The 18,972-nt window shown below is 57.0% G+C and carries 20 protein-coding genes; 7 read left to right on the top strand and 13 right to left on the bottom strand.

The annotated features are described in order from the left end of the window. Positions 1–323: 323 nt before the first annotated feature. The 11 genes from DSM117340_RS06030 to DSM117340_RS05980 all read right to left on the bottom strand — a co-directional run bounded on the left by DSM117340_RS06030 (position 324) and on the right by DSM117340_RS05980 (position 9,215). Positions 324–2,594: a DUF3987 domain-containing protein gene (locus tag DSM117340_RS06030; RefSeq protein ID WP_354689929.1), complete on the bottom strand. Its 2,271-nt coding sequence runs from the start codon at positions 2,592–2,594 to the stop codon at positions 324–326. Continuing rightward, positions 2,594–2,818, bottom strand: a complete 225-nt coding sequence (locus DSM117340_RS06025) for a DUF6511 domain-containing protein (protein WP_116904116.1) — start codon at positions 2,816–2,818, stop codon at positions 2,594–2,596. Before DSM117340_RS06025 ends, DSM117340_RS06030 begins: the two co-directional genes overlap by 1 nt. After that, positions 2,815–4,551: a DEAD/DEAH box helicase gene (locus DSM117340_RS06020; RefSeq protein ID WP_354689928.1), complete on the bottom strand. Its 1,737-nt coding sequence runs from the start codon at positions 4,549–4,551 to the stop codon at positions 2,815–2,817. Before DSM117340_RS06020 ends, DSM117340_RS06025 begins: the two co-directional genes overlap by 4 nt. Continuing rightward, the gene (locus tag DSM117340_RS06015) at positions 4,545–5,489 is read right to left on the bottom strand and encodes a hypothetical protein (protein WP_354689927.1); all 945 of its coding nucleotides are present in this window, start codon (positions 5,487–5,489) and stop codon (positions 4,545–4,547) included. Before DSM117340_RS06015 ends, DSM117340_RS06020 begins: the two co-directional genes overlap by 7 nt. Next, positions 5,489–5,851: a hypothetical protein gene (locus tag DSM117340_RS06010; protein WP_354689926.1), complete on the bottom strand. Its 363-nt coding sequence runs from the start codon at positions 5,849–5,851 to the stop codon at positions 5,489–5,491. Before DSM117340_RS06010 ends, DSM117340_RS06015 begins: the two co-directional genes overlap by 1 nt. 65 nt (positions 5,852–5,916) lie before the next feature. Beyond that, on the bottom strand, positions 5,917–6,432 hold the full coding sequence (locus DSM117340_RS06005) for a DUF669 domain-containing protein (protein ID WP_354689925.1): 516 nt from the start codon (positions 6,430–6,432) through the stop codon (positions 5,917–5,919). 21 nt (positions 6,433–6,453) lie between these two features. Further along, positions 6,454–7,200, bottom strand: coding sequence for an ATP-binding protein (locus DSM117340_RS06000; protein WP_354689924.1), 747 nt, complete (start codon positions 7,198–7,200; stop codon positions 6,454–6,456). Next, positions 7,200–7,691 (bottom strand): hypothetical protein, encoded by a 492-nt coding sequence (locus DSM117340_RS05995; protein ID WP_354689923.1) that lies wholly within the window; start codon positions 7,689–7,691, stop codon positions 7,200–7,202. The genes DSM117340_RS06000 and DSM117340_RS05995 overlap by 1 nt, the downstream gene beginning before the upstream one ends. A 24-nt stretch (positions 7,692–7,715) precedes the next feature. Next, positions 7,716–8,045 (bottom strand): hypothetical protein, encoded by a 330-nt coding sequence (locus tag DSM117340_RS05990; RefSeq protein ID WP_089888586.1) that lies wholly within the window; start codon positions 8,043–8,045, stop codon positions 7,716–7,718. Next, positions 8,042–8,266: a helix-turn-helix domain-containing protein gene (locus DSM117340_RS05985; RefSeq protein WP_218140870.1), complete on the bottom strand. Its 225-nt coding sequence runs from the start codon at positions 8,264–8,266 to the stop codon at positions 8,042–8,044. The genes DSM117340_RS05990 and DSM117340_RS05985 overlap by 4 nt, the downstream gene beginning before the upstream one ends. Positions 8,267–8,543: 277 nt before the next feature. Beyond that, the gene (locus DSM117340_RS05980) at positions 8,544–9,215 is read right to left on the bottom strand and encodes a hypothetical protein (RefSeq protein ID WP_089888584.1); all 672 of its coding nucleotides are present in this window, start codon (positions 9,213–9,215) and stop codon (positions 8,544–8,546) included. 100 nt (positions 9,216–9,315) lie between these two features. Between DSM117340_RS05980 and DSM117340_RS05975 the strand changes: the two genes are divergently transcribed. From DSM117340_RS05975 to DSM117340_RS05960, 4 genes are all read left to right on the top strand, one after another. Next, entirely contained in the window at positions 9,316–9,990 is a 675-nt protein-coding gene (locus DSM117340_RS05975) for a S24 family peptidase (RefSeq protein ID WP_089888582.1), read from the top strand. Positions 9,991–10,327: 337 nt separating this feature from the next. Further along, positions 10,328–10,783 carry a DUF2924 domain-containing protein gene (locus DSM117340_RS05970; protein WP_089888579.1) on the top strand — a complete coding sequence of 152 codons (456 nt, stop codon included), beginning with the start codon at positions 10,328–10,330 and terminating at the stop codon, positions 10,781–10,783. Next, on the top strand, positions 10,780–12,102 hold the full coding sequence (locus DSM117340_RS05965; RefSeq protein WP_354689922.1) for a recombinase family protein: 1,323 nt from the start codon (positions 10,780–10,782) through the stop codon (positions 12,100–12,102). Before DSM117340_RS05970 ends, DSM117340_RS05965 begins: the two co-directional genes overlap by 4 nt. Beyond that, positions 12,102–12,503: a hypothetical protein gene (locus tag DSM117340_RS05960; protein WP_354689921.1), complete on the top strand. Its 402-nt coding sequence runs from the start codon at positions 12,102–12,104 to the stop codon at positions 12,501–12,503. The genes DSM117340_RS05965 and DSM117340_RS05960 overlap by 1 nt, the downstream gene beginning before the upstream one ends. 199 nt (positions 12,504–12,702) lie before the next feature. Here DSM117340_RS05960 and DSM117340_RS05955 read toward each other — a convergent pair whose 3' ends face one another. Together DSM117340_RS05955 and DSM117340_RS05950 are read right to left on the bottom strand one after the other, a co-directional pair. After that, positions 12,703–13,368: a DUF2461 domain-containing protein gene (locus tag DSM117340_RS05955; RefSeq protein WP_271437146.1), complete on the bottom strand. Its 666-nt coding sequence runs from the start codon at positions 13,366–13,368 to the stop codon at positions 12,703–12,705. 31 nt (positions 13,369–13,399) lie between these two features. Further along, positions 13,400–14,002, bottom strand: a complete 603-nt coding sequence (locus tag DSM117340_RS05950) for a TetR/AcrR family transcriptional regulator (RefSeq protein ID WP_347201707.1) — start codon at positions 14,000–14,002, stop codon at positions 13,400–13,402. Between the two features lie 115 nt (positions 14,003–14,117). Between DSM117340_RS05950 and DSM117340_RS05945 the strand changes: the two genes are divergently transcribed. From DSM117340_RS05945 to DSM117340_RS05935, 3 genes are read left to right on the top strand one after another with little or no spacing between them, the layout of a single operon-like run. Next, entirely contained in the window at positions 14,118–15,194 is a 1,077-nt protein-coding gene (locus tag DSM117340_RS05945) for an efflux RND transporter periplasmic adaptor subunit (RefSeq protein ID WP_271437148.1), read from the top strand. Positions 15,195–15,198: 4 nt separating this feature from the next. After that, a complete protein-coding gene (locus DSM117340_RS05940) occupies positions 15,199–18,270 on the top strand; it encodes an efflux RND transporter permease subunit (protein ID WP_354689920.1) in 3,072 nt (1,023 codons plus the stop codon). Continuing rightward, on the top strand, positions 18,270–18,854 hold the full coding sequence (locus tag DSM117340_RS05935; RefSeq protein ID WP_271437150.1) for a YdeI/OmpD-associated family protein: 585 nt from the start codon (positions 18,270–18,272) through the stop codon (positions 18,852–18,854). The genes DSM117340_RS05940 and DSM117340_RS05935 overlap by 1 nt, the downstream gene beginning before the upstream one ends. The last annotated feature ends 118 nt before the right edge of the window (positions 18,855–18,972 follow it).

Below are 18,972 nucleotides of genomic sequence, written 5' to 3'. Positions count from 1 at the left end.
CCCGAAGGGTGATCTGGTCAGGTCAGGTGCGGGGCGAACGGGCCGCCCAGCACTTCTTTCAATTCCTTCAACGGGCAGATTTGAAAGAAGTCAGCCCGTAAATCGTTGAACAGTATGTATAATATACCTTCTTTCAATATTACTTATATTTCAATAGGTACCTTCTCCTTACTTCTCATCGCGCGCGAGCAAACACATATATACTGGTGTCCTCTTGAAAGATTGAAGGAAGTGAAGGAAGTCAAAAATGCGTTTATGTACAGATACTTAGACACAAACTTCTTTCAATTGAAGAAAGCCCCGTTTTGAAAGAAGCCTGTCGGTCACCTGACAATTCGGTAAACCATGGCCCTACGGCCGCCGGTCTCGCGCATGCCGGTAGTGATGTCCCCACTTTCGATCAGTGTCTCCAGAATCTCATTTCGATCGCGGGATTTCAACCATTGTGATGCGCGGGTGATCTCGGACTTGGTGATCCCCTTCGCGCCAGCATTTCGAATGATTTCTTTGAGCCGTTTAAGATGAGCCTCAACCTCGGTATCGGCCACATGACGCTCGACCGCAGCCATGGTCCGCTGCGCAAAATACCGCACAAAATCAATGGCCCAATCCGCTGCCGTGAGGTCGATTTCAGGACGCGCTGGATCACGGCCTACTGCGACGATTAATGCCAGTTTCAATGCGTTTTCGCCGATACGCGCTAGGATCGCTGTGCATGCCGTTCCCGCTGCTGCGCGTAACTCCCCTGTCAACTCGAGACTGAGCGCCTTGAACCGTGCGCGAGCCTCCTCAGTCATCGGCACGATCATCGGCGTCACGGTGGTGTTCTGGTCCGCGGTTTTGCCTATCAGATTGCCCTTCTCGAGCAAGCCGCCTGCGGCCACGCACTGCAGGTCCCGGATCAGTGCCGTTGGGGCCTGCCGAATACCAACAGCGATGTTCTCGTCCGGGTAATCCTCATCACTCGGCAGGATTAGGAAACGCGCAAGCGAGCCATCGACGACGTTTGCGCCCTGCAATGCGCCCCAGAAGTGCAAAGGCGTCGTAGTGCCATAGACACTGAGGCAGGGTTGATTGATATCCCGCCGCTCGTTTGTGCCATCCCGGTTGGCATATTCCGCACCAAGAAATATACCACCCGCTGAGGTGAAGAGCTCTGTCATGTTGTCCAATATCTCAGTTATGTGGCGCGGACTGCGCTTGCGATCAGCGGCCGCCGCCAAAAACATGCCAAACTCGTCGATCTGGAACAGGATCGCAGGCTGGCGGTGCAGCGCGGTCAGAAGCCCCGCGCCAGAGGCGATCTTGTTGCCACCAAGGTGATGGGACAATCCCGCCTCAAAGAAGGTCTCGTTGATGATTTCGCGGGCGTGGTTCTTGCCTGATCCGCTATCTGCAATGCCCACAACATACAGGTTCGAGCGCAGGTTACTCTCGGTGCGATACTGCCGTCCCATGAGCGCACCAATCGCGCAAAGGCTAGCACCGAGTGACAACAACGGCTGAGGACGCCGGGCTGTTGACAGCATGTAATCGGTCAAATCACCCACTAATCCATCCGGTATGGCCAGCGTGAATGTCGAGGTGGCCGAAGGTTCCTCATGAACCTCGGAATGCCCTCCCAGCTTCGACAAGAGATCCGCTGCAGGATGCTGTTCATCGCGGGCCGTCGATCCATCAAAGCGCAGTGATGCATCAGGTTGCCAGCCGCGCTCCATGGCGAGGTAGTAGATCGTGCCGGCGCCAATGCGATCGGGTTTGAAGCTGGCCCAGGCCTTCATTGTTGTGCTGGGCACGTCCTTGGCCGCCTGCGCTGACCAGCCAGCAAAGATATCGCCCCCAGCCTCACCAAGCGCCCCCTTCAGCGCCATGCCAATCCGCACCCAGCTGTCATAATCCAACTCTGCATTTGGCAGACATTTCAGCGCAGTCTCAATGGCTGGCAATGTCCCCATTTGGCTGTGGGCCTGCAGGTGCTCCGTGGCAGGTGATCCTGTCGCAAGGCCACGTTGCCGCAGATGTTCGGGCAACAATGCATAGGCCTCGTCAAGAAAGGCGCGCGCCATCTCTGCGGTGATTTCAGGCAGCTCCGTGATATCGAGATCAGCCAGCCCTTCCTCTGGCCAGGCATAGGGCGCGCCCGTGTCCGGGTGGTTGGCGTAGGCCACGAACTGCTGACCCAGACAAAGCACCTCCAGCGGATGACGTTTGATACCCCGGAAAGGGGTTTCTGTGCGATAAATCAGCATCCGTTTTGGCGCCTTACCGATGCGCAGTGCGGGCGTATCCCCCAAACGTTCACGCGCCAATTGCTCAATGTGGAGCGCCAGTTCCGCATCCTCAACCACATCAATATCGACAGCTGCAACCGTGCCGCCAACAAGACCGATGCCACACTCTGGCCAAGTCGACCATGTCGTCACCTCAACCTCCGTGGTTGGGCGTTCGGTGTGCCGGTTCCACTCGGGGTAGTCTGCCCATACTCCACGCTTAAACTGGCCAGGCTTTTTGGTGCCCGGACCGATTGGCAGGATGCCATAGCCATTGGTGACCAGCCGAGCGCCGAAGCGCGCCATATACGATGTATTAACCATCAAAGGGGCACCTCCGGTGTCATAGCGTCGAGCCGAGTGCGGTCTTGTCCCACCAACGCGCGCAGTTGATCGCAATATCCGGTAATGACCGCATCAAGGAAGCGATCCCACTCGGTCTCAGTCAGAGTGGCGAGATCCGATTTACCGATACTCTCGAGGTATTCGCCACCATATTGGCCGCCAACGCTCATGGCCTGCATTTCATTTGGGGTGGGATCGATCATGCCTGTCCTCCTGTGACAGATGTCCTGGCAGATGCGAGAACAGAAGTGTTTGCGGCTTTGGTCCCGCCGCTTGTCCGAGACGGTGAATATCGGGTTGAACCAACCAAACCCGCGAGGTTCCCTGTGGCAGACGGTGCAGAGGCCGGGGTGGAGTTGGGGCATGGATCGAACCTGTAACCGGAGATTTCAAGAAAGCGGCCAGACGGGTGTACCGAGATCGCGATTGGCCGGGTCAGTTTCCCCGCCTGCGCAATGGCATCGTCGACCGTGCGTGGCATCGGGCAGCCCGGCGCACGCTTTTGCCACCACTCGAGCGCCTTCTGGCGCGCATATCCCTGATGCTCGACACAGACCCATTCGTTGTAGGACTTGAGCCCGCAGCTATAGGTGACCTTCATTGAGGGGCGCCCGCCGCGCTTGTCATGACGGCTGTAGGACACACCATGGACCGGCAGCCATTGGACTTTTGGCGACAAAACCGGAAGCGTGGCCGCTGTGGGGGCGATTTTCACCTCACGGGGTGGGAAGACGTAGCCGCAGTCAGGGCATTCCGTCGCCGAGAGCGCCATGATGCTGTCGCACTCGGGGCAAACCTTTGTGGGTGCCTCGCCACCCCCGCCATCGCCTGGGCGTTTCGGGCGAACCAGATCGATCGGCCCGTGGCGGCGGACATTCTCCGCAAAATCCAGAACCAAGCAGTTTTCCTTGTCCGGAGCCAAGCGCGTACCGCGACCGACCATTTGGACATAAAGCCCTGCAGATTTGGTGGGGCGTAACAATGCAATCAGATCGACGCCGGGCGCGTTGAAGCCCGTGGTCAACACGCCAATCGATGCCAACGCCCGTATCTCGCCGCGCTTGAAGGCCGCGATAATAGCATCGCGCTCGTCCTTTGGCGTATCGCCAAAGATGGTGCGGCAGGTGATCCCCTGACGATCGAACTCCTGCGCAACGTGGTGGGAGTGTTCGACGCCCGAACAGAAAGCCAGCCATGACTTGCGATTTTTACCGTAGTCGATGATCTCGTTGACAGCGGCCCGAGTTGTGGCCTCCTGGTCGACCGCGGCCGCGAGATCGCGGGCAATGAAGTCGCCAGCACGGGTCCCCACCTTTGAGACATCCAGCCGGGTGGCGGGCTGCTTGGAAACCAGAGGGCTCAGATATCCTGCGTCAATGAGATCACGCACCGGCGCCTCATAGGCGATGTCAGTGAAGAGTACGTCCTTGCCCTCATGCAGCATACCGCTGCCCGTTCGGAACGGCGTGGCCGTGAGCCCGATCACCTTCAGCGCGGGATTAATCACCTGCAGGGCGTCCAGAAAGCGCCTGTACATCGTGCTGGAATTGCCCGGGATCAGATGGGCCTCATCAATCAACACCAGATCGGTGTGGCCGATTTCATGGGCGCGGCGATGGATGGATTGGATGCCTGCAAACAAAACACGGGCCTGCGCCTCGCGCTTGCCCAAGCCCGCCGAATAGATGCCGGCAGGTGCCTCAGGCCAAAGTCCGATCATCTCAGCATGGTTCTGGGCGATCAACTCGCGCACATGGGTCACGATCAGGATGCGCTGATCCGGCCACGCCTTCAACACCCCTTCAATAAAGGACGCCATGACGAGCGACTTGCCGCCGGCTGTTGGAATGACAACCAGAGGGTTACCCTTGTTGGTCTTGAAATAGCCGTAGATCGAAGAGATCGCAGCCTCTTGGTATGGGCGCAGGGTCAGCATGGCGCGGCCTCCGTGACACGGGCGTCATTGGACCAGGAGGAGCCATCAGCCATGCGGTAGGTGACGATATCCTCCCCCGCATCGATGACCTCACCCGGCACGAGGTCGGGGATGAAGAGATGTTTGCCGCAGGCGGCGCGCTGCTCGGGTGGAGCCAGCATTCTGTCGTGCCGCGCGCAGTGCCAACCGCCAACGACTGCAGTGGAATGCAGACAGGAACGACAGGTCACAGCGGCAGCGCCAGCCTCATGACAGGCAGCGTGGTGATCGCAAAAACGACATTCAAACCAAGCCGAATCTTCGCTGATCCGCGCTGGTGGGTGTTGGGCGAAGATAACCCGGCCAGCCTTTTCCAGAAGGCGCTCTGCCATCGCAGGATCGGCCTCAACCCGTTCGATATGCAGCGCGTCCGTGTTCTTGCAGACCGCCATGTAAAGTGCCCGAGTGATACCGGTCAGGTGCATGTAGATCTGCATCTGCGCGACATGCTGCGGCTTGGACAGCAAGACGCCCTTGGCGGTCAGCTCAGTGAAGCTCTTGACTCCATGGGTCTTGAACTCGAGCACATGCCAGGTTTTCGGGGCCTCGAGCAAACCGAGGGCGACGCCATCCAGCGAGCCGCCAAAATGACCGCCATGGGCCTCCACGCGGATTTGCCGTCCTGTTTCGGGGTCTAGTTCCAAAACAGTGGCCCCTGTGGCGCGCAGGTTGCGAACCATACGGTCCTCTTCCAGCTGGCCGGTCTCAAACAGACGCAGCAGGCGGCCGGAAAAGCGTGACGGCGTCACCCAGCGGAAATCATACCAGAGCGCGCGTGCGCAAGATTTACCGATGATGGATGCGCCGAGATGGTCACGGAAGCCATCGCCCTGGCGGGCCTCATAATCGGCGTAGATCGCCGTCAGCGTTGGCGTGGGTGGTGCGGGAAGATCAGCCATCACAAGCCCTCCCGTTCGCTACGGGCTTGGGCCTCGGCCAGAATGCCGCTCCAAGTGTCCGGGTCATGGCGCTCGCGCAGGACGCCGATCAGAGCATCTTTCAGCTTTTCACGGCGACGACGGCCGGTACCTTTGGCAAGCAACTCGGACCGTTCGCGGCACAGGTGGCGCAGCGCGGTGCGCGCCCGGTGAAACCAGTCAGGGTCGATGGGCTTTTGCCCCCGTTGGCGCGCCAGATCAGCAGTCGCAATCTGCGTGCGGATCTTGGAAATATCGTCGTCGAGTTCGATCAACCGGCGCTGGTCATCAGGCAAGCCGGATCTGATCACGGCCCGAGGGGCCGCGTTATGCAGGTCAGTCATGGGAATATCCTCAGATGGCGTTGGACGCTGCCCCGTCAGTCAGGGATGCGGAGCAGCGCGAATGATCAGCCCTTCTTGTTCCAGGGCGCGGAGGCCATCTTGGGCGGCGCGGAAGCGGCCTGCGTTGAGGGCGGTGCTGCTGGGGTTGCAGCAGGCTTTGCCGCAGCGGCCGTGGCGCCCCCACTTTCAGGCGGCAAATAAGCAATGGCATTGCTCTCGCCGTAGCCGTTCTTCGGCGGCTTGATCTTTACCTGGATCGTCATCGGGATCAGGTGCAATTCCTCGCTGTCGCTGACATGCATCCGGCCCGTCGCATGGCAGATTGCCGACAGCGTCCGCTGTGCAATCTCGACCGTGGTGGGGTTCGGGTTCACAAGGTTCAGCTGATCAAAGATCTTCCGCCCTTTATGCTGGCCGTCCAAAATATCCAGCATCAGCCAGAGAAACTGCCCCATACCGTTGCGGGTCGCGCGCATTTCACTCTCGACGATCTGAGCACGGTATTTGCCTGCGGGCAGCAGCTCATAGGGGGTGGTGGGTTCAACGCTGGTGGCGTCAAAGGACGTATCAAAACGTGCCATGGTTATATCCTTTCAAGGCAATCATTGGGATTGGGGCATGGCTGCGAGGAACTCTGACCACGAAAGCGGCAGGTTGTCCGGCAGGCCGTAACGGTTTTTGGCAAGGAAGGCGGGACGCTCTTCGGTGTGCATCACGCGCGCGCCGGACCCGAGCGCGCGGGTCACCTTCTTGTTGAAGCCGACATCGGATTTGGCGACCGAGATCTGGTAATTGGCAAAAAGAACCACATCCGAATGCTCCTGCAGCAGTGCCGAGGCCCGGGTCTGCAATTTGATCACATACCGATCGTAGGGTTCGTGTTCGGGGCTGTCGAAGCGCTTGATATCGGTATGTGCAATCTGGATGGCGACCATGCCTTTGCGGTCCCGCAGTGCGTTTAGCTTATCGAGATATTCACGCCAGATAATCAGCGCCTCGGCGTAGCCCTTGCCGAAGCCTGGGGTTTCGATCGACTGCCAGCCATTGCGTTTGCAGGCCTCAGCCCAGATCAGCGGCTCGAGCCAGTCGACGCTGTCAACGACGACTGTGCCGTAGTCGTGATTTTCCTCCAGCAATGCATCGAGCGCTTCCGCGACTTCGGCATAACTGGTCGCCAACGGAAAATGCGGGACCTGCAGTTTGCCGAGGCCATCCTCGGTCATGATGAACACCGGCGCGCCTGCGTCAGCGGCAAAGGTGGATTTGCCGACCCCGGCCACGCCGTGGATCAGAATGCGCGGCGGCTGGAGCACCGATTTTTTGCGCAGAGATGCGAGGGAAATGGCCATCAGCGTACCTCCTCCCTGCCTGAAACCAGCCTAAGCCTTAGCGTCCCCACCTTCACGGTGCGCGCGGACTCAAACCCCTTGCGCCAGGCCTCCGGCAGAGCGCCATACTTGCGCTCCGAAACAGTCTGCTTGGTGTCGATAAACTCGGCCGGGTTCTCGCCGCTGTCAGCAATGTTCTGGGCAATCTGTGCGAGCTTTTCCTGGTCCCACTCGACGCGCTTGGGTAGATCGGCCACCACGGTGTAATCGCCATCAACCAGCCTCACAGTGCCAGTATCCTTGCCGCAGCCCCTGCGGGCCTCCTCAGCACGGGTGGCATAACGTACTTCGAGAGCGGCGCCAAACCGCGTGTTGGCCGCTTTCAGCTGTTTATTGGCATGATCAAGCTCGCCTTGAAGGGCGACCAGCAGGTCTACCGGCATCTGCGACAGTTCGCCGGTGGACATGTTGAGCATGTCGTCCACGCTCGGGGTGTTATTGGGATAAGTCATGGTTTCTCCTTTTCGGGGTATAGGTCAAGCGGCTGCAGCAAGTTGCTTCACAGCGGCAGAGGGGACAGCGCAGTTGTGCGGCCGGACGATGGCGACATAGGCAAAGCGATCCGGTCCAAGGCGTTCTTGGACAAGGTGGATGCGGCCAAGCTCACAAAGGCGAAATGCTACACTGGCAGTCGCGCGGAGGTCTTCAAGATCGGGTTTCCTCAGAGTGGAAACGTTCGAGGTCATATCAACAGCCAGAAAGCCGTCGTGATAAACCAGCCGTGCACCAGGCGCCGCCGTATCCACCCAGGCCATCAGTTTGAATTCCGAAACCTTGGGCGCATTGCCTACGAAACGGGTCGTCATGCAGCGCACCGAACGGCACTCAAATGATGAGTAGCGCTGCTGGCTTGTGTATTCGTGACTTCAAAGTCGATGATATCTGTCAGGCGATAGCGTACGTGCCGACCAATCCGGACGAACTGCGGCCCACGACCTTCGGTGCGCCAACGTTCCAAAGTGCGCGGCGCAATGTTCCAGCGCCGAGACAGGAGCTTTGTGCTCAATAGAGAGTTTTCTTGGTTCATAGCGGTCCTCATCACGTTGATGAGAACACCTTGCCAAAGCCTTGGGTTGGAGGTCGTGGCACGAACGGTCGGTAGCTAAAATTAATTTTTGTAGGAAAATCAATGCCCGATAAATTTTCGGTCGGAGCTCCAACCCAATACCAACCAACCACCAACCATGCGCCGACCGAACACCGACCAAATGGGACGATGCGCCGGTCCACAAAATCGAATCTCTATCACATCAGACACAAAAAAGCCCGCTCGCAGCGGGCCTGTTCAGCATGGAGATTAGATGTCAGGTGCCGACGCGCATTGTTACCACCAGGGAGGGCTCCAGCATGTAATAGCCCCTACGCCCCGACACAGGATGAATAATGTCTCGCCACCCTTTTCGGCTAGAAAACAAATAGCTGAGCTTCAACGAGGCCGAACCTGCCGCCGTTAAGATTTGGGCGCCACGCTGCTCCGGGTCACCCGTGATGGCACAGATGAACAAATAGTTCAAAGCGCGCGCCTGCATATCAGTAAAAAGGTAATGCTGCCCATTTAGATCAAACGACAAAAACCGATCATAATCATTAGCATGTGGCGCATCGGCGGCCATAATTATCGCCTCAAAATGCTCTCGTTCAGCGGCGCGCACAAGAAGTGCGTCTCGATAAACCACCCAATCTCTATTGCCCTCGAATGTTGCTACCTTACCACCATCTTGGACAAAAGACGAAACAGAACAGGCCTGCTTTCGCAACACGCGCATCGCATCACGCCGCTCCAGATCCACGACGCCCTCAAAATCCAGGTTGGGACGACCAGGCCGATCCTTTCGATCGGCAACCACAAAGGATCCATAAACACGGACCGAGAGGGCAAGCTGGCCCGTTTCTACTACATAGCCTAGCTCAGATCCGGAGATGCCCCAATCCACCAGAACCTCTTGTAGGGTAAAATACTCGCGTGGAATCAACATTGGCAGCCCCCTCTTGTTCATGGATTGTTCTTATCTATTTGACTGTCCTATTTCAACATAATAGATATCCAAATTAGTCCACAACCGACTGGGGATAACCATGATCGTCACGAACATTGCACAGCGATTGAAAGCACGTGCCTTCCAACTCGACATGACCCCCGCGGCCGTTGCAGAGGCCTCAGGCCTCAACCGTTCCTTTATTTACGACATCATCCGCGGCAAATCTGTGCGGCCGAGCCGTTCCAAGCTGCAGAAGGTTGCGGATGTCTTGAAGGTCGATGTTGAATGGCTGATCGACGGAGATGGAACGATAGAGGGCGATGCACCCAAGATCTATTCCCCCGACACAACCTTCGTCGGCATCTCCGGCGTCAAGGCAAAGGCCTCAGCGGGTGGTGGTACGGTCATCCATTCAGAGGATGAGCAAGCCAGTAAACTCTATCATTTCCGGCTATCCTGGATTGAAGACGAACTTGAGGCAAACCCAAAACATCTGAGGATCTTGCGCGTTACTGGGGACAGCATGGTCCCCACACTGAATGATGGCGATACGATCCTGGTCGATATGAGCCGGAAGTCTCCCTATCCGCCAGGTCTGTTCGTATTGCACGACGGCATGGGACTGATGGCCAAACGGATCGAGCATATACCTTCCAGTGAACCACCCCGTATCCGTGTCACCTCAGACAACCCGAATTATTCACCCTATGAATGTCTTCTTGACGAGGTCAATATCGTTGGCCGGATTAGGTGGTACGGCAGAGTAGTTTAATACACGTTCACGTCAGAGGGCGTCACAAACCGACATTAACCGACAACATACTGTTTTTACTTGTCAATACGCACTTAACGTATCCTCTTTGGCCCAAGTCAAAGAGGTCAATTATGAACAATTCATCCAAAAACTGCGGCGCGGGTCCCAACCCCCTGCACCCTGACCGCATGACGGCGCATGAACGCCGGACCGAGCTATATGGCCTGCTGGCCAAGGCAGTTGTGCGCCTTAAAGAGCGCGATCGCGACCATCTATCCCAGAATACTGGAGACTGTTCGCTACACTTCCCTCGCAAACAGAGCGGTACTGCGACTCCAACTCAGAGGAGATTTGCATGACCACACACGAACCCATCCTGACGCGCTTGGCCGCCCTGAAAGCCATGTCTGTCAATGAGCTAAAGGCTGAATGGCAGGCGCTGTTTAACGCCCCTGCCCCAAACAATAGCCACAGGTTTTTAGAAAGCCGTTTGGCTTACCGGATCCAAGAGCTGACCTATGGTGGCCCGGACAAGCAGACACGCCGCATGCTGGACCTGCTGGCCGACGAAGTCGAAGGCACGCTGACGCGCAAGGCCCAGATTGCAGATCCGCGTAACCCGGTGGTCGGGACCAAGCTCATCCGCGAATGGGATGGTGTTACCCATACGGTGACTGTGCTGAAAGACGGCTTCGATTGGAGAGGACAGCGCTACAAGTCGCTGTCGGCTGTCGCCCGCGCCATCACCGGAACGCGCTGGAACGGCTACCGCTTCTTTGGACTGCGTGAGCGGAAGCGAGGTGAGGCATGACGAACGTTCCGACAAAACCCACCCGCCGCCTGCGTTGCGCCATCTACACCCGCAAATCGAGTGAGGAAGGCCTCGAGCAGGAGTTCAACTCGCTCCACGCCCAGCGGGAGGCCTGCGAGGCCTATATCGCGAGCCAACGCTCCGAAGGCTGGGTCTTGGTGCGCGATCAATATGACGATGGCGGCATCTCTGGCGGAACACTGGAGCGCCCTGCCCTGCAGCAACTGCTTGTTGATATCGAGGACGGGTTGGTCGACGTCGTTGTCGTTTACAAAATCGACCGTCTCAGCCGCTCGCTTATGGACTTTTCCAAACTGGTCGAGGTGTTCGATCGCAACGGCGTGACCTTTGTCTCCGTAACGCAATCGTTCAACACAACCACATCCATGGGCCGCTTGACGCTGAATATCCTACTCAGCTTCGCACAGTTCGAGCGCGAGGTCACCGCAGAGCGTATTCGCGACAAGGTGAAGGCCTCCCGCATGAAGGGTATGTGGATGGGCGGCTATGTGCCCCTCGGTTATGATGTCGTCGACCGTAAGTTGGTGGTAAACGAAGAGGAAGCTGCCAAGGTCTGCATGGTGTTTGAACGTTTTGTGGAAATAGGATCCGCGACTGTTCTGGCCCGCGAGTTGCGCAGCGAGGGGTTCCGCAACAAGCAAGGCACGCTGGTCGATAAGGGCTACCTCTACCGCCTGCTCAACAACCGCGTCTATCGCGGCGAGGCTGTCCATAAAGGCAAATCCTATCCCGGTGAGCATGATGCCATCATCAACCCTCGGCTTTGGGATCAGGTGCATGACATCATGAGTGAAAGCCCCCGCAAGCGGGCGAACAATAGCCGAACGCAAACGCCTGCACTTCTGAAGGGGTTACTGTTCAGTGCCACAGGGGCCGCAATGACCCCATCCAGCACCAAGAAGGGCACGCGTCGGTATCGTTATTATGTATCGATGGACCTTCTGAAGAACCGTGAGACGCCTAACGATGGTATCCCGAGACGTTTGCCGGCCGATACCGCCGAGGCCGCCGTCATTACCGAGATCCGCCGCGTTCTGCAAACCCCCGAAACCACAGCACAGGTCATAGCCGTGCTGGATCGTATGGATATCCCTGAGGCAGAGGCCATCGAGGCACTCCAGCACTTCACCAAGCTTTGGGATCAGCTTTTTCCAGGCGAGCAGGCCCGCATCATTCAACTTCTTGTTAGGCGCGTTACAGTGACCGCTGAAGGACTCGTCATCGACATGCGCACTGATGGTATCGCAGGCGTCATGCGGGAGATGATCACCCCACGCAAATTTGAGGCCGCGGAATAATGACCGCGCCCGATACCATCCAGGTATTCGTTCCCCTCAAGCTGCGTAAAAAGAACGGGCGCCCCAAAATCCTGCCGCCCGCCGATTACCTGCCCAGTGCGGACCAGACCCAAGACCCGCACATCCTGCGGGCCATCGGCAGGGCATGGGGTTGGCGGCGGCGCATGGAGGCAGGTGAGTTCGGCACGGTTCGTGATCTGGCAATCGCTGTGAACCTCGCAGAGCGTCATGTCAGCAGGCAGCTACGGCTAGCCTACCTGGCGCCTGAGGTGCTGAAGCGGCTGACCTGCGGGCGCGACGCCATCGCCATAACCGAAATCAACCTCAGCAATTGTGCAGCACTGCCTTGGGCGGAGCAGGCGAAGGTCGCCTTTGACGAAGCAAAACAGGGTGATGCCTGAAAAACACGAACGGCCCTTAGCAGCCGTTCGCGCCTGTTGCGGCGAAGGTCTGGAAAGAGCCCAAAGGCACCGATGCTGCGACCTGAACCAATGTCGGCTTTGCTGATGCTTGGACGAGAGTTCCGCCAAAATTCAAGGGCCTCATAAACTTAACACTTGAGCCTTTTCGTTCCGCACGCTCTCGGCGGTCCACTGAACCTTACGCCAAAGCCGTCTTACCGAATTTGACTAATGGTCCTACAGTGCAGGCGAGATCCGCTACGATGCCAGTCACATCACCATTGAGCCATGAGGCCATCGCAACATCCGCGCGGATAATGAAGCTTTTCCGCTTGATGTCTTCCGCAAACGGGTGGTCCTCATATTCGCTAAATCCTTTTGGCATGCGCGTTAGGCGGTCCATATCCGCAAGTCCCGTTCCTGCATCGGACAACCCGTCTAGGACGGTTTGAAACGCATCAGGTTCGTCGATAATGCGTTGCCGGATCAGGCTAAGCTGCGCTGTTGGTAATTTATAGAATCCGCCAGCCACCCATCCGCCGCTGGCGTTCATTTCGACATAAACCATACCCGCCATTTCGGCTTTGGTTCCGCTGGGCGTTAAGACACCAGACACCGATGATTTATAAGGCGTTTTGTCTTTTGAGAACCGCACATCCCGATGCATCCGAAACATTGTTTTCGCGCTACCTTCAAGTGGGCGATCGCTGTCCATAAGGCGGTTCGATACATGTTCCAACATCTCGCCAAACGGGGCGAGGCAATGGGTTTTGATGTCGGCTTTATGCGCGTCATACCAGTCCTTGGTGTTGTTGCGCGCAAGCTGGTCCAGCAAGTCGAAGGACGTCTTTGAAATCAATGTCATGGTGATGCTCTTTTTTGATTACCTAACGGTATTAACGCGAAGTCGCATGCATCTTCAGGATCGTGTTCACCGCACGCGTAGTCCGTTCTTGGACATCTGGGTACGGCACTTTAATGACCCCCAACTGGACGCGCACCATGCCCAATCCTTCCAGCAACCCGATTAAATCCTCGGCAATATCCATCGGGCTTGTCAGATCCGACAGCACGCCCCGGTTTTGTGCGGCAGCGAACATTTTGGCAAAGTCGTTTTGCGTCTGACCATAGGCCGCATTAAAAAACGTCTCGCCGATATCGGGGTTTTCGCGCGCGCCTTCATGCATCAGGCGCGCAAATTCCAAGGTTTCCGCCTCGTTGAGGAAGGTCAGCAGCTTGGTTCCGTATTGTATCAGCGCCGTTTGTAGATCAGCGATCGTTTCTGTTTTCGGCGGTGTGATCTCGCGAAACCTCAAGGCCTCGGCCTCGGTCACGCACCGCAGAATATCAGCCATATTCTCAAAGTGGCGATAGATCGTGGCCTTTGACACAGCCGCCTCGCGTGCCAGCACGTCCGTCGATACTTGTCCGAAGCCATGCTCGAAAAACAACCGCCGAGCTGCATGTAAGATACGATCTTGAGATGTCGTTTTGCCCATACGACATACTTAGCAATCCTTTTGGAAAAGAAAAGTACTGCGCAGTACTCTTTCGGCTTGCCTAGTCTGCAACACGGCTTAAGTACCGCTTAGTACTGTTCAAGAAAGCGCTCGCATGAAACTGATCTTCCATATCGCAGCAGTCATGGCACTGGCCGCCCCCAGCTTTGCCCAAGATACTGATGTTCTGACACCGTCCGGCGATGTTGCCCCCATCCGCGCCGTCAAACTGATCCAAGCCGGTGGAGAGGCCGCAGCACTTGAACGGGTTTTCTTCGGTCAGGTCGCAGCGCGTGAAACGGTTGATCTATCGTTCGAGGTCGGTGGGCGACTGACTATGTTTGATGCACAAGAAGGGCAATTTCTGGATCAAGGCGTGCAAATCGCCGCGATGGATCTGGCACCTTTTGAGCGCGCGGTGGAACGTGCAACACTTCAACTAGCGCAGGCAAACCGCGATCTGACGCGCGCGCAAACCCTCGTTCAATCCAATGCGGCGTCGGCGACGCAGGCGGAAAACGCGGAAACTGTCCGCGATCTGGCAGCTGTTTCATTGCGCGAGGCCACGGATGCGCTTGCAGATGCCACGCTGGCCGCCCCTTTCCGTGCTCTCGTCGCATCGCGTCTTACACCAAATTTTGCCAATGTGACGCCTGGTCAGCCCATCGTACGTCTGCATGATATGTCCGAGGTGCGCGTTGAAATAGATGTGCCAGAGCGGTTGTTTCAAAGCCTGTCGGATGTCGACGCAATCAGCTTTGTCGGCACATCGCCGTTGTTTAAGGGTGAGGTGCCCTTGGTCCTTCGCGAATTCAATGCAGAGACGCAAAATATTGGCCAAAGCTATCGAGTGACGCTGGCGTTGCCATCAAATCAAGTCCCCGCCGCGATCATTCCCGGTGCGTCAATGACCGTAACGGCGCGGCTTGCGCCAACCGACGGAAAAGCAATTGAACTCTCACCATCTGCTGTGTCCATCGGTGAGGACGGTGCACAGGTAATGGTCTATATCCCCAATACGGACGGCGAGAACGGAACCGTCAATTGGGCCTCTGTCGAAGTTGAGTCTTCCAATGGAACCTCGATCACCGTGACCGGCCTTGACCCGACAAGTCTGGTGGTCGGTGCAGGCATACAGATGTTGCGAGAGGGCGAAACTGTGCGTCCTTTCACCGGTCTGAGCGTGGAATAAGCCCATGAAAATTGCACGTTTCTCGATAGAATACCCCATTTATACTTGGCTGTTTATGCTGTTCGCCCTTTTTGGCGGTGCCTTCGGCTATCTTTCCGTGGGCAAGCTAGAGGACCCGACGTTTACGTTGAAATCTGCGCTTGTCATCACGCCCTATCCCGGTGCGACTGCGTCAGAGGTTGCCGCAGAAATTTCCGAAGTTCTCGAGGCTGAAATCCAGCAGATGGACGAAATCAAGACCGTGTCATCACGCAATACCTTCGGCAGTTCGGTCATTGAGGTCGAGGTGGAGGATCAATTCGGCAGAGATGAGCTCCCCCAGATTTGGGATGATCTTCGTGATCGTGTCGCTGATGCGCAGCAAGGGCTGCCAGCAGGGGCCTTGCCGTCAATCGTAAATGACGACTTTGGTGACGTGTTCGGAATTCTTTACGCGGTGTCTGCGCCCGGATTTTCAGATGCTGAAATCTGGGATATCGCAACCTTCATGCGCCGCGATCTATTGACCGTTGGAGGGGTCGCCAATGTTGAAATCCAAGGGCTACCGGAAGAAGCGATTTTCGTAGAACCCTCGTCGCAGGTTGTATCCTCCTTGGGCATTGATCCCAATTTGATCATCGGCGCAATCAGTGCGTCGACGGCCATCAACCCCACTGGTTTTGTGGCGAATGGCAGCGCTAATTTAAGGATCCAAGGACCCTCTGCCGAGGATAGCGTCAGCGAAATCAGCGGCCTGACGTTCGGGTTTCAGGGCGAGGTTCTGAACCTTCTGGACATTGCCGAGGTTAGCCGGGGTCGTGTTGATGAACCTGAACACATCTTGCGCCACAACGGCCAAGAGGTGTTTACCCTCGGTGTGTCGGGGCTGTTGTCGGAAAACATTGTCACCGTCGGTCAGCGCGTTGAGGCGGAATTGGCGGTGCTAGAAGGCCTTCTCCCCGTCGGTGTGAGCGTCACGCCAATCTATGAGCAACACCGCGTCGTTGATGAGGCCAACAGCAGTTTCCTAATCTCGCTGGCGATGTCTGTCGGTGTGGTCATTGGCGTGCTTGCGATGTTTATGGGGCCGCGCGCCGCTGTGGTGGTGGGTGTTTCCCTGTTGCTCACTGTGACCTCGACCTTCTTTTTTATGTATTTGTTCGATGTCAAAGTTGAACGCATCAGCCTTGGTGCGCTGATCATCGCGATGGGCATGTTGGTCGACAATGGCATCGTCATTGCCGAAGGTATGCAACAGGAAATGCGCAAGGGGCGAAACTCGCGTGAGGCGGCAGACACGGCGTCCAAAAAGACACAAATTCCATTGTTAGGCGCGACAGTCATCGGGATTATGGCATTTGCGGGCATCGGTTTGTCGCCAGATGCCACGGGCGAGTTCATGTTCTCACTGTTTGCCGTTATCGCGATATCGCTGGCGTTATCATGGATTATCGCCGTAACGGTGACGCCTTTGTTGGGTCATTACCTGTTCAAAACCGGCGGGCTGGTGGGGGATGATACGGGCTATAATGGCCCCGTCTTTCGCGCATATGGCGGTTTGGTGCGTTGGGCGCTCAAGCTGCGTTGGTTGGTGATTGCGGGCCTGATCGGGACGACAGTTGCCTGCGTGATGGCATTTGGGCAGGTCAAACAGCAGTTCTTTCCACCCGCAACGACGCCGCTGTTCTATTTGGAATACAAGGCCGCTCAGGGAACGGCCATCGAGGAGGTGTCCAATGATCTGGCCGTGATCGAAGACTGGCTTTTGGCGCGCGATGACGTGGAAGCGGTGACAGCCACAATCGGGCAAGGCCTGACCCGTTTCATCCTGACCTACAATCCTGCGCGTCGCGACAGTTCCTATGGACAATTGGTTATCCGCGCCACAACGGACGCGGCAATCCCGGCACTGCGTGCTGACCTTGATCAGTTTGGGATTGAAGCCTTGCCATGGGCAGAGCTGCAAACAAAACGTATCATTTATGGCCCGCCCGTCAGCTCGGACATCGAGGCGCGTTTTTCTGGCCCTGATCCGCAGGTCTTGCGCGCATTGGCCGAACAAGCTGAGGGTATTTTGCGCGATGCAACGTCCCTGCTTCATTCGGAACACAGTGATTGGCGCGAACGCGAAATTGTCACCCGCCCAATCTATGCCGAAGATCGTGCCCAAGCGGCCGGAATTGCGCGCAGTGATTTGGCCAACGCCATCGCCCTTGCCACCAACGGTATCACCGCGGGGACATACCGCGAACGCGACCGCCTGATCGACATCATCGTGCGCACACCGCGCGCCGAAACTGCACGGGACGGCCAGCTTTTGGACCAAATCGTCTATTCAAATGCCATTGGTGGCTATCTGCCGCTGAGCCAAGTGATTGACGGCTTCATCGTCGTCGCAGAAGATCCTGTGATCGAGCGGCGCAATCGTTTGGCGACGATCACAGTCCAAGCCAACGTCATTGACGGGCTGACCCCACCAACTGTCTTTGCCGAAGTCAGGCCGCTGATCGAAGCCATTGAGCTGCCGTTGGGCTATCGGTTTGAATGGGGTGGCGAGTTTGAAAGCGCGGGTGAAGCGCAGGCATCGCTTGGCCGCCAAATGCCGCTGGCCTTTGGGACAATGCTGCTGATTACCCTTTTGCTCTTTGGTAAGCTGCGCCAGACCGCCGTGATCTGGACCATTGTTCCGATGGCATTGAACGGGGTGGCGCTTGGGCTGCTATATACGAACCTTGCTTTCAGTTTTACCGCAATGCTGGGGCTGTTGTCGTTGTCGGGAATGTTGATCAAGAACGCGATTGTTCTTGTCGAAGAAATTGATGCCCAAAAGGCCGAAGGGTTGGCGCAGGATAAGGCGATCATCACCGCCAGCGTCAGTCGTCTGCGCCCCGTCGTCTTGGCCGCAGGCACGACAATTCTGGGCATGTTGCCACTGTTGGCCGACGGGTTCTTTGCCGCGATGGCGGTTACGATCATGGGCGGCTTGGGCTTTGCGTCCATTTTGACGTTGATTGGGGTTCCGGTCCTCTATCACACCTATCTGGGCAAAGAACGGCGCGCGGACAAACGCGCCGCTCTTGCGATGGCGACACCGTAATGGCCGGCATTCCGACAGAGCGGTTTGAAAAGGTGCAGGTGGCGTCCGTGTCAGAGCTGCGCGCGTGGCTTACGGCACATCACGCGCAGTCAGAAAACGTCTGGTTGGTGACGTTCAAGAAAAACGTACCCAACAAATTTGTATCCACCCAAGACATCTTGGACGAGGTGATCGCCTTCGGTTGGATCGACGGCATCCGGCGCAAGCTGGACGACGAGCGCACCATGCAGATCATCGGGCCGCGGCACACGCAAGCCTGGGCCAAAAGTTATAAGGAGCGTGCGGCAAAGCTGATCAAAGAGGGTCGCATGACCGACGCGGGCTTGCACTCAATCGAGGCGTCCAAAGCGAACGGATTGTGGGATTACTGGGCCGATGTGGATGCGCTGATCGTTCCTGACGATTTGCGCGCGGCACTCGATGCCTTGCCGCTCGCAGCCAAAAATTTTGACAAAAGCGCGCCATCGTACCGGCGCAATCTATTGCGCTGGGTGAAACAGGCCAAAACACCTCCGACCCGGGCCAAACGGATCGCTCAAATCGTGGACTTCGCCGCGCGGGACGAGAAAATTCCGCAGATGTAGCCAAATTTTGGCGGCGGGCTGACTTCAGCATTGTTATCAGGCGGCAGTTAAAAACAACCATGCTCTCGAGCATTAGGTATCATGTCTAGCTACGCCAGAGCAGACTTTGGCGCAGCTG

This window comes from Lentibacter algarum (genome assembly GCF_040580765.1).
GTDB lineage: Bacteria > Pseudomonadota > Alphaproteobacteria > Rhodobacterales > Rhodobacteraceae > Lentibacter > Lentibacter algarum.
The sequence above is the reverse complement of the archived record's forward strand: the minus strand, read 5'-3'. Positions and strand labels throughout refer to the sequence as shown.

What these genes read in the sequence shown, in the direction of transcription:
- DSM117340_RS05990 (WP_089888586.1), bottom strand. Translation starts at nt 8,045, where the DNA reads ATGACGACCCGTTTCGTAGGCAATGCGCCCAAGGTTTCGGAATTCAAA.
- DSM117340_RS05955 (WP_271437146.1), bottom strand. Translation starts at nt 13,368, where the DNA reads ATGACATTGATTTCAAAGACGTCCTTCGACTTGCTGGACCAGCTTGCG.
- DSM117340_RS05970 (WP_089888579.1), top strand. Translation starts at nt 10,328, where the DNA reads ATGACCACACACGAACCCATCCTGACGCGCTTGGCCGCCCTGAAAGCC.
- DSM117340_RS05985 (WP_218140870.1), bottom strand. Translation starts at nt 8,266, where the DNA reads ATGAACCAAGAAAACTCTCTATTGAGCACAAAGCTCCTGTCTCGGCGC.
- DSM117340_RS06010 (WP_354689926.1), bottom strand. Translation starts at nt 5,851, where the DNA reads ATGACTGACCTGCATAACGCGGCCCCTCGGGCCGTGATCAGATCCGGC.
- DSM117340_RS06000 (WP_354689924.1), bottom strand. Translation starts at nt 7,200, where the DNA reads ATGGCCATTTCCCTCGCATCTCTGCGCAAAAAATCGGTGCTCCAGCCG.
- DSM117340_RS05995 (WP_354689923.1), bottom strand. Translation starts at nt 7,691, where the DNA reads ATGACTTATCCCAATAACACCCCGAGCGTGGACGACATGCTCAACATG.
- DSM117340_RS05935 (WP_271437150.1), top strand. Translation starts at nt 18,270, where the DNA reads ATGGCCGGCATTCCGACAGAGCGGTTTGAAAAGGTGCAGGTGGCGTCC.
- DSM117340_RS05960 (WP_354689921.1), top strand. Translation starts at nt 12,102, where the DNA reads ATGACCGCGCCCGATACCATCCAGGTATTCGTTCCCCTCAAGCTGCGT.
- DSM117340_RS05975 (WP_089888582.1), top strand. Translation starts at nt 9,316, where the DNA reads ATGATCGTCACGAACATTGCACAGCGATTGAAAGCACGTGCCTTCCAA.
- DSM117340_RS06005 (WP_354689925.1), bottom strand. Translation starts at nt 6,432, where the DNA reads ATGGCACGTTTTGATACGTCCTTTGACGCCACCAGCGTTGAACCCACC.
- DSM117340_RS05965 (WP_354689922.1), top strand. Translation starts at nt 10,780, where the DNA reads ATGACGAACGTTCCGACAAAACCCACCCGCCGCCTGCGTTGCGCCATC.
- DSM117340_RS05950 (WP_347201707.1), bottom strand. Translation starts at nt 14,002, where the DNA reads ATGGGCAAAACGACATCTCAAGATCGTATCTTACATGCAGCTCGGCGG.
- DSM117340_RS05940 (WP_354689920.1), top strand. Translation starts at nt 15,199, where the DNA reads ATGAAAATTGCACGTTTCTCGATAGAATACCCCATTTATACTTGGCTG.
- DSM117340_RS06015 (WP_354689927.1), bottom strand. Translation starts at nt 5,489, where the DNA reads ATGGCTGATCTTCCCGCACCACCCACGCCAACGCTGACGGCGATCTAC.
- DSM117340_RS05980 (WP_089888584.1), bottom strand. Translation starts at nt 9,215, where the DNA reads ATGTTGATTCCACGCGAGTATTTTACCCTACAAGAGGTTCTGGTGGAT.
- DSM117340_RS06030 (WP_354689929.1), bottom strand. Translation starts at nt 2,594, where the DNA reads ATGGTTAATACATCGTATATGGCGCGCTTCGGCGCTCGGCTGGTCACC.
- DSM117340_RS06020 (WP_354689928.1), bottom strand. Translation starts at nt 4,551, where the DNA reads ATGCTGACCCTGCGCCCATACCAAGAGGCTGCGATCTCTTCGATCTAC.
- DSM117340_RS05945 (WP_271437148.1), top strand. Translation starts at nt 14,118, where the DNA reads ATGAAACTGATCTTCCATATCGCAGCAGTCATGGCACTGGCCGCCCCC.
- DSM117340_RS06025 (WP_116904116.1), bottom strand. Translation starts at nt 2,818, where the DNA reads ATGATCGATCCCACCCCAAATGAAATGCAGGCCATGAGCGTTGGCGGC.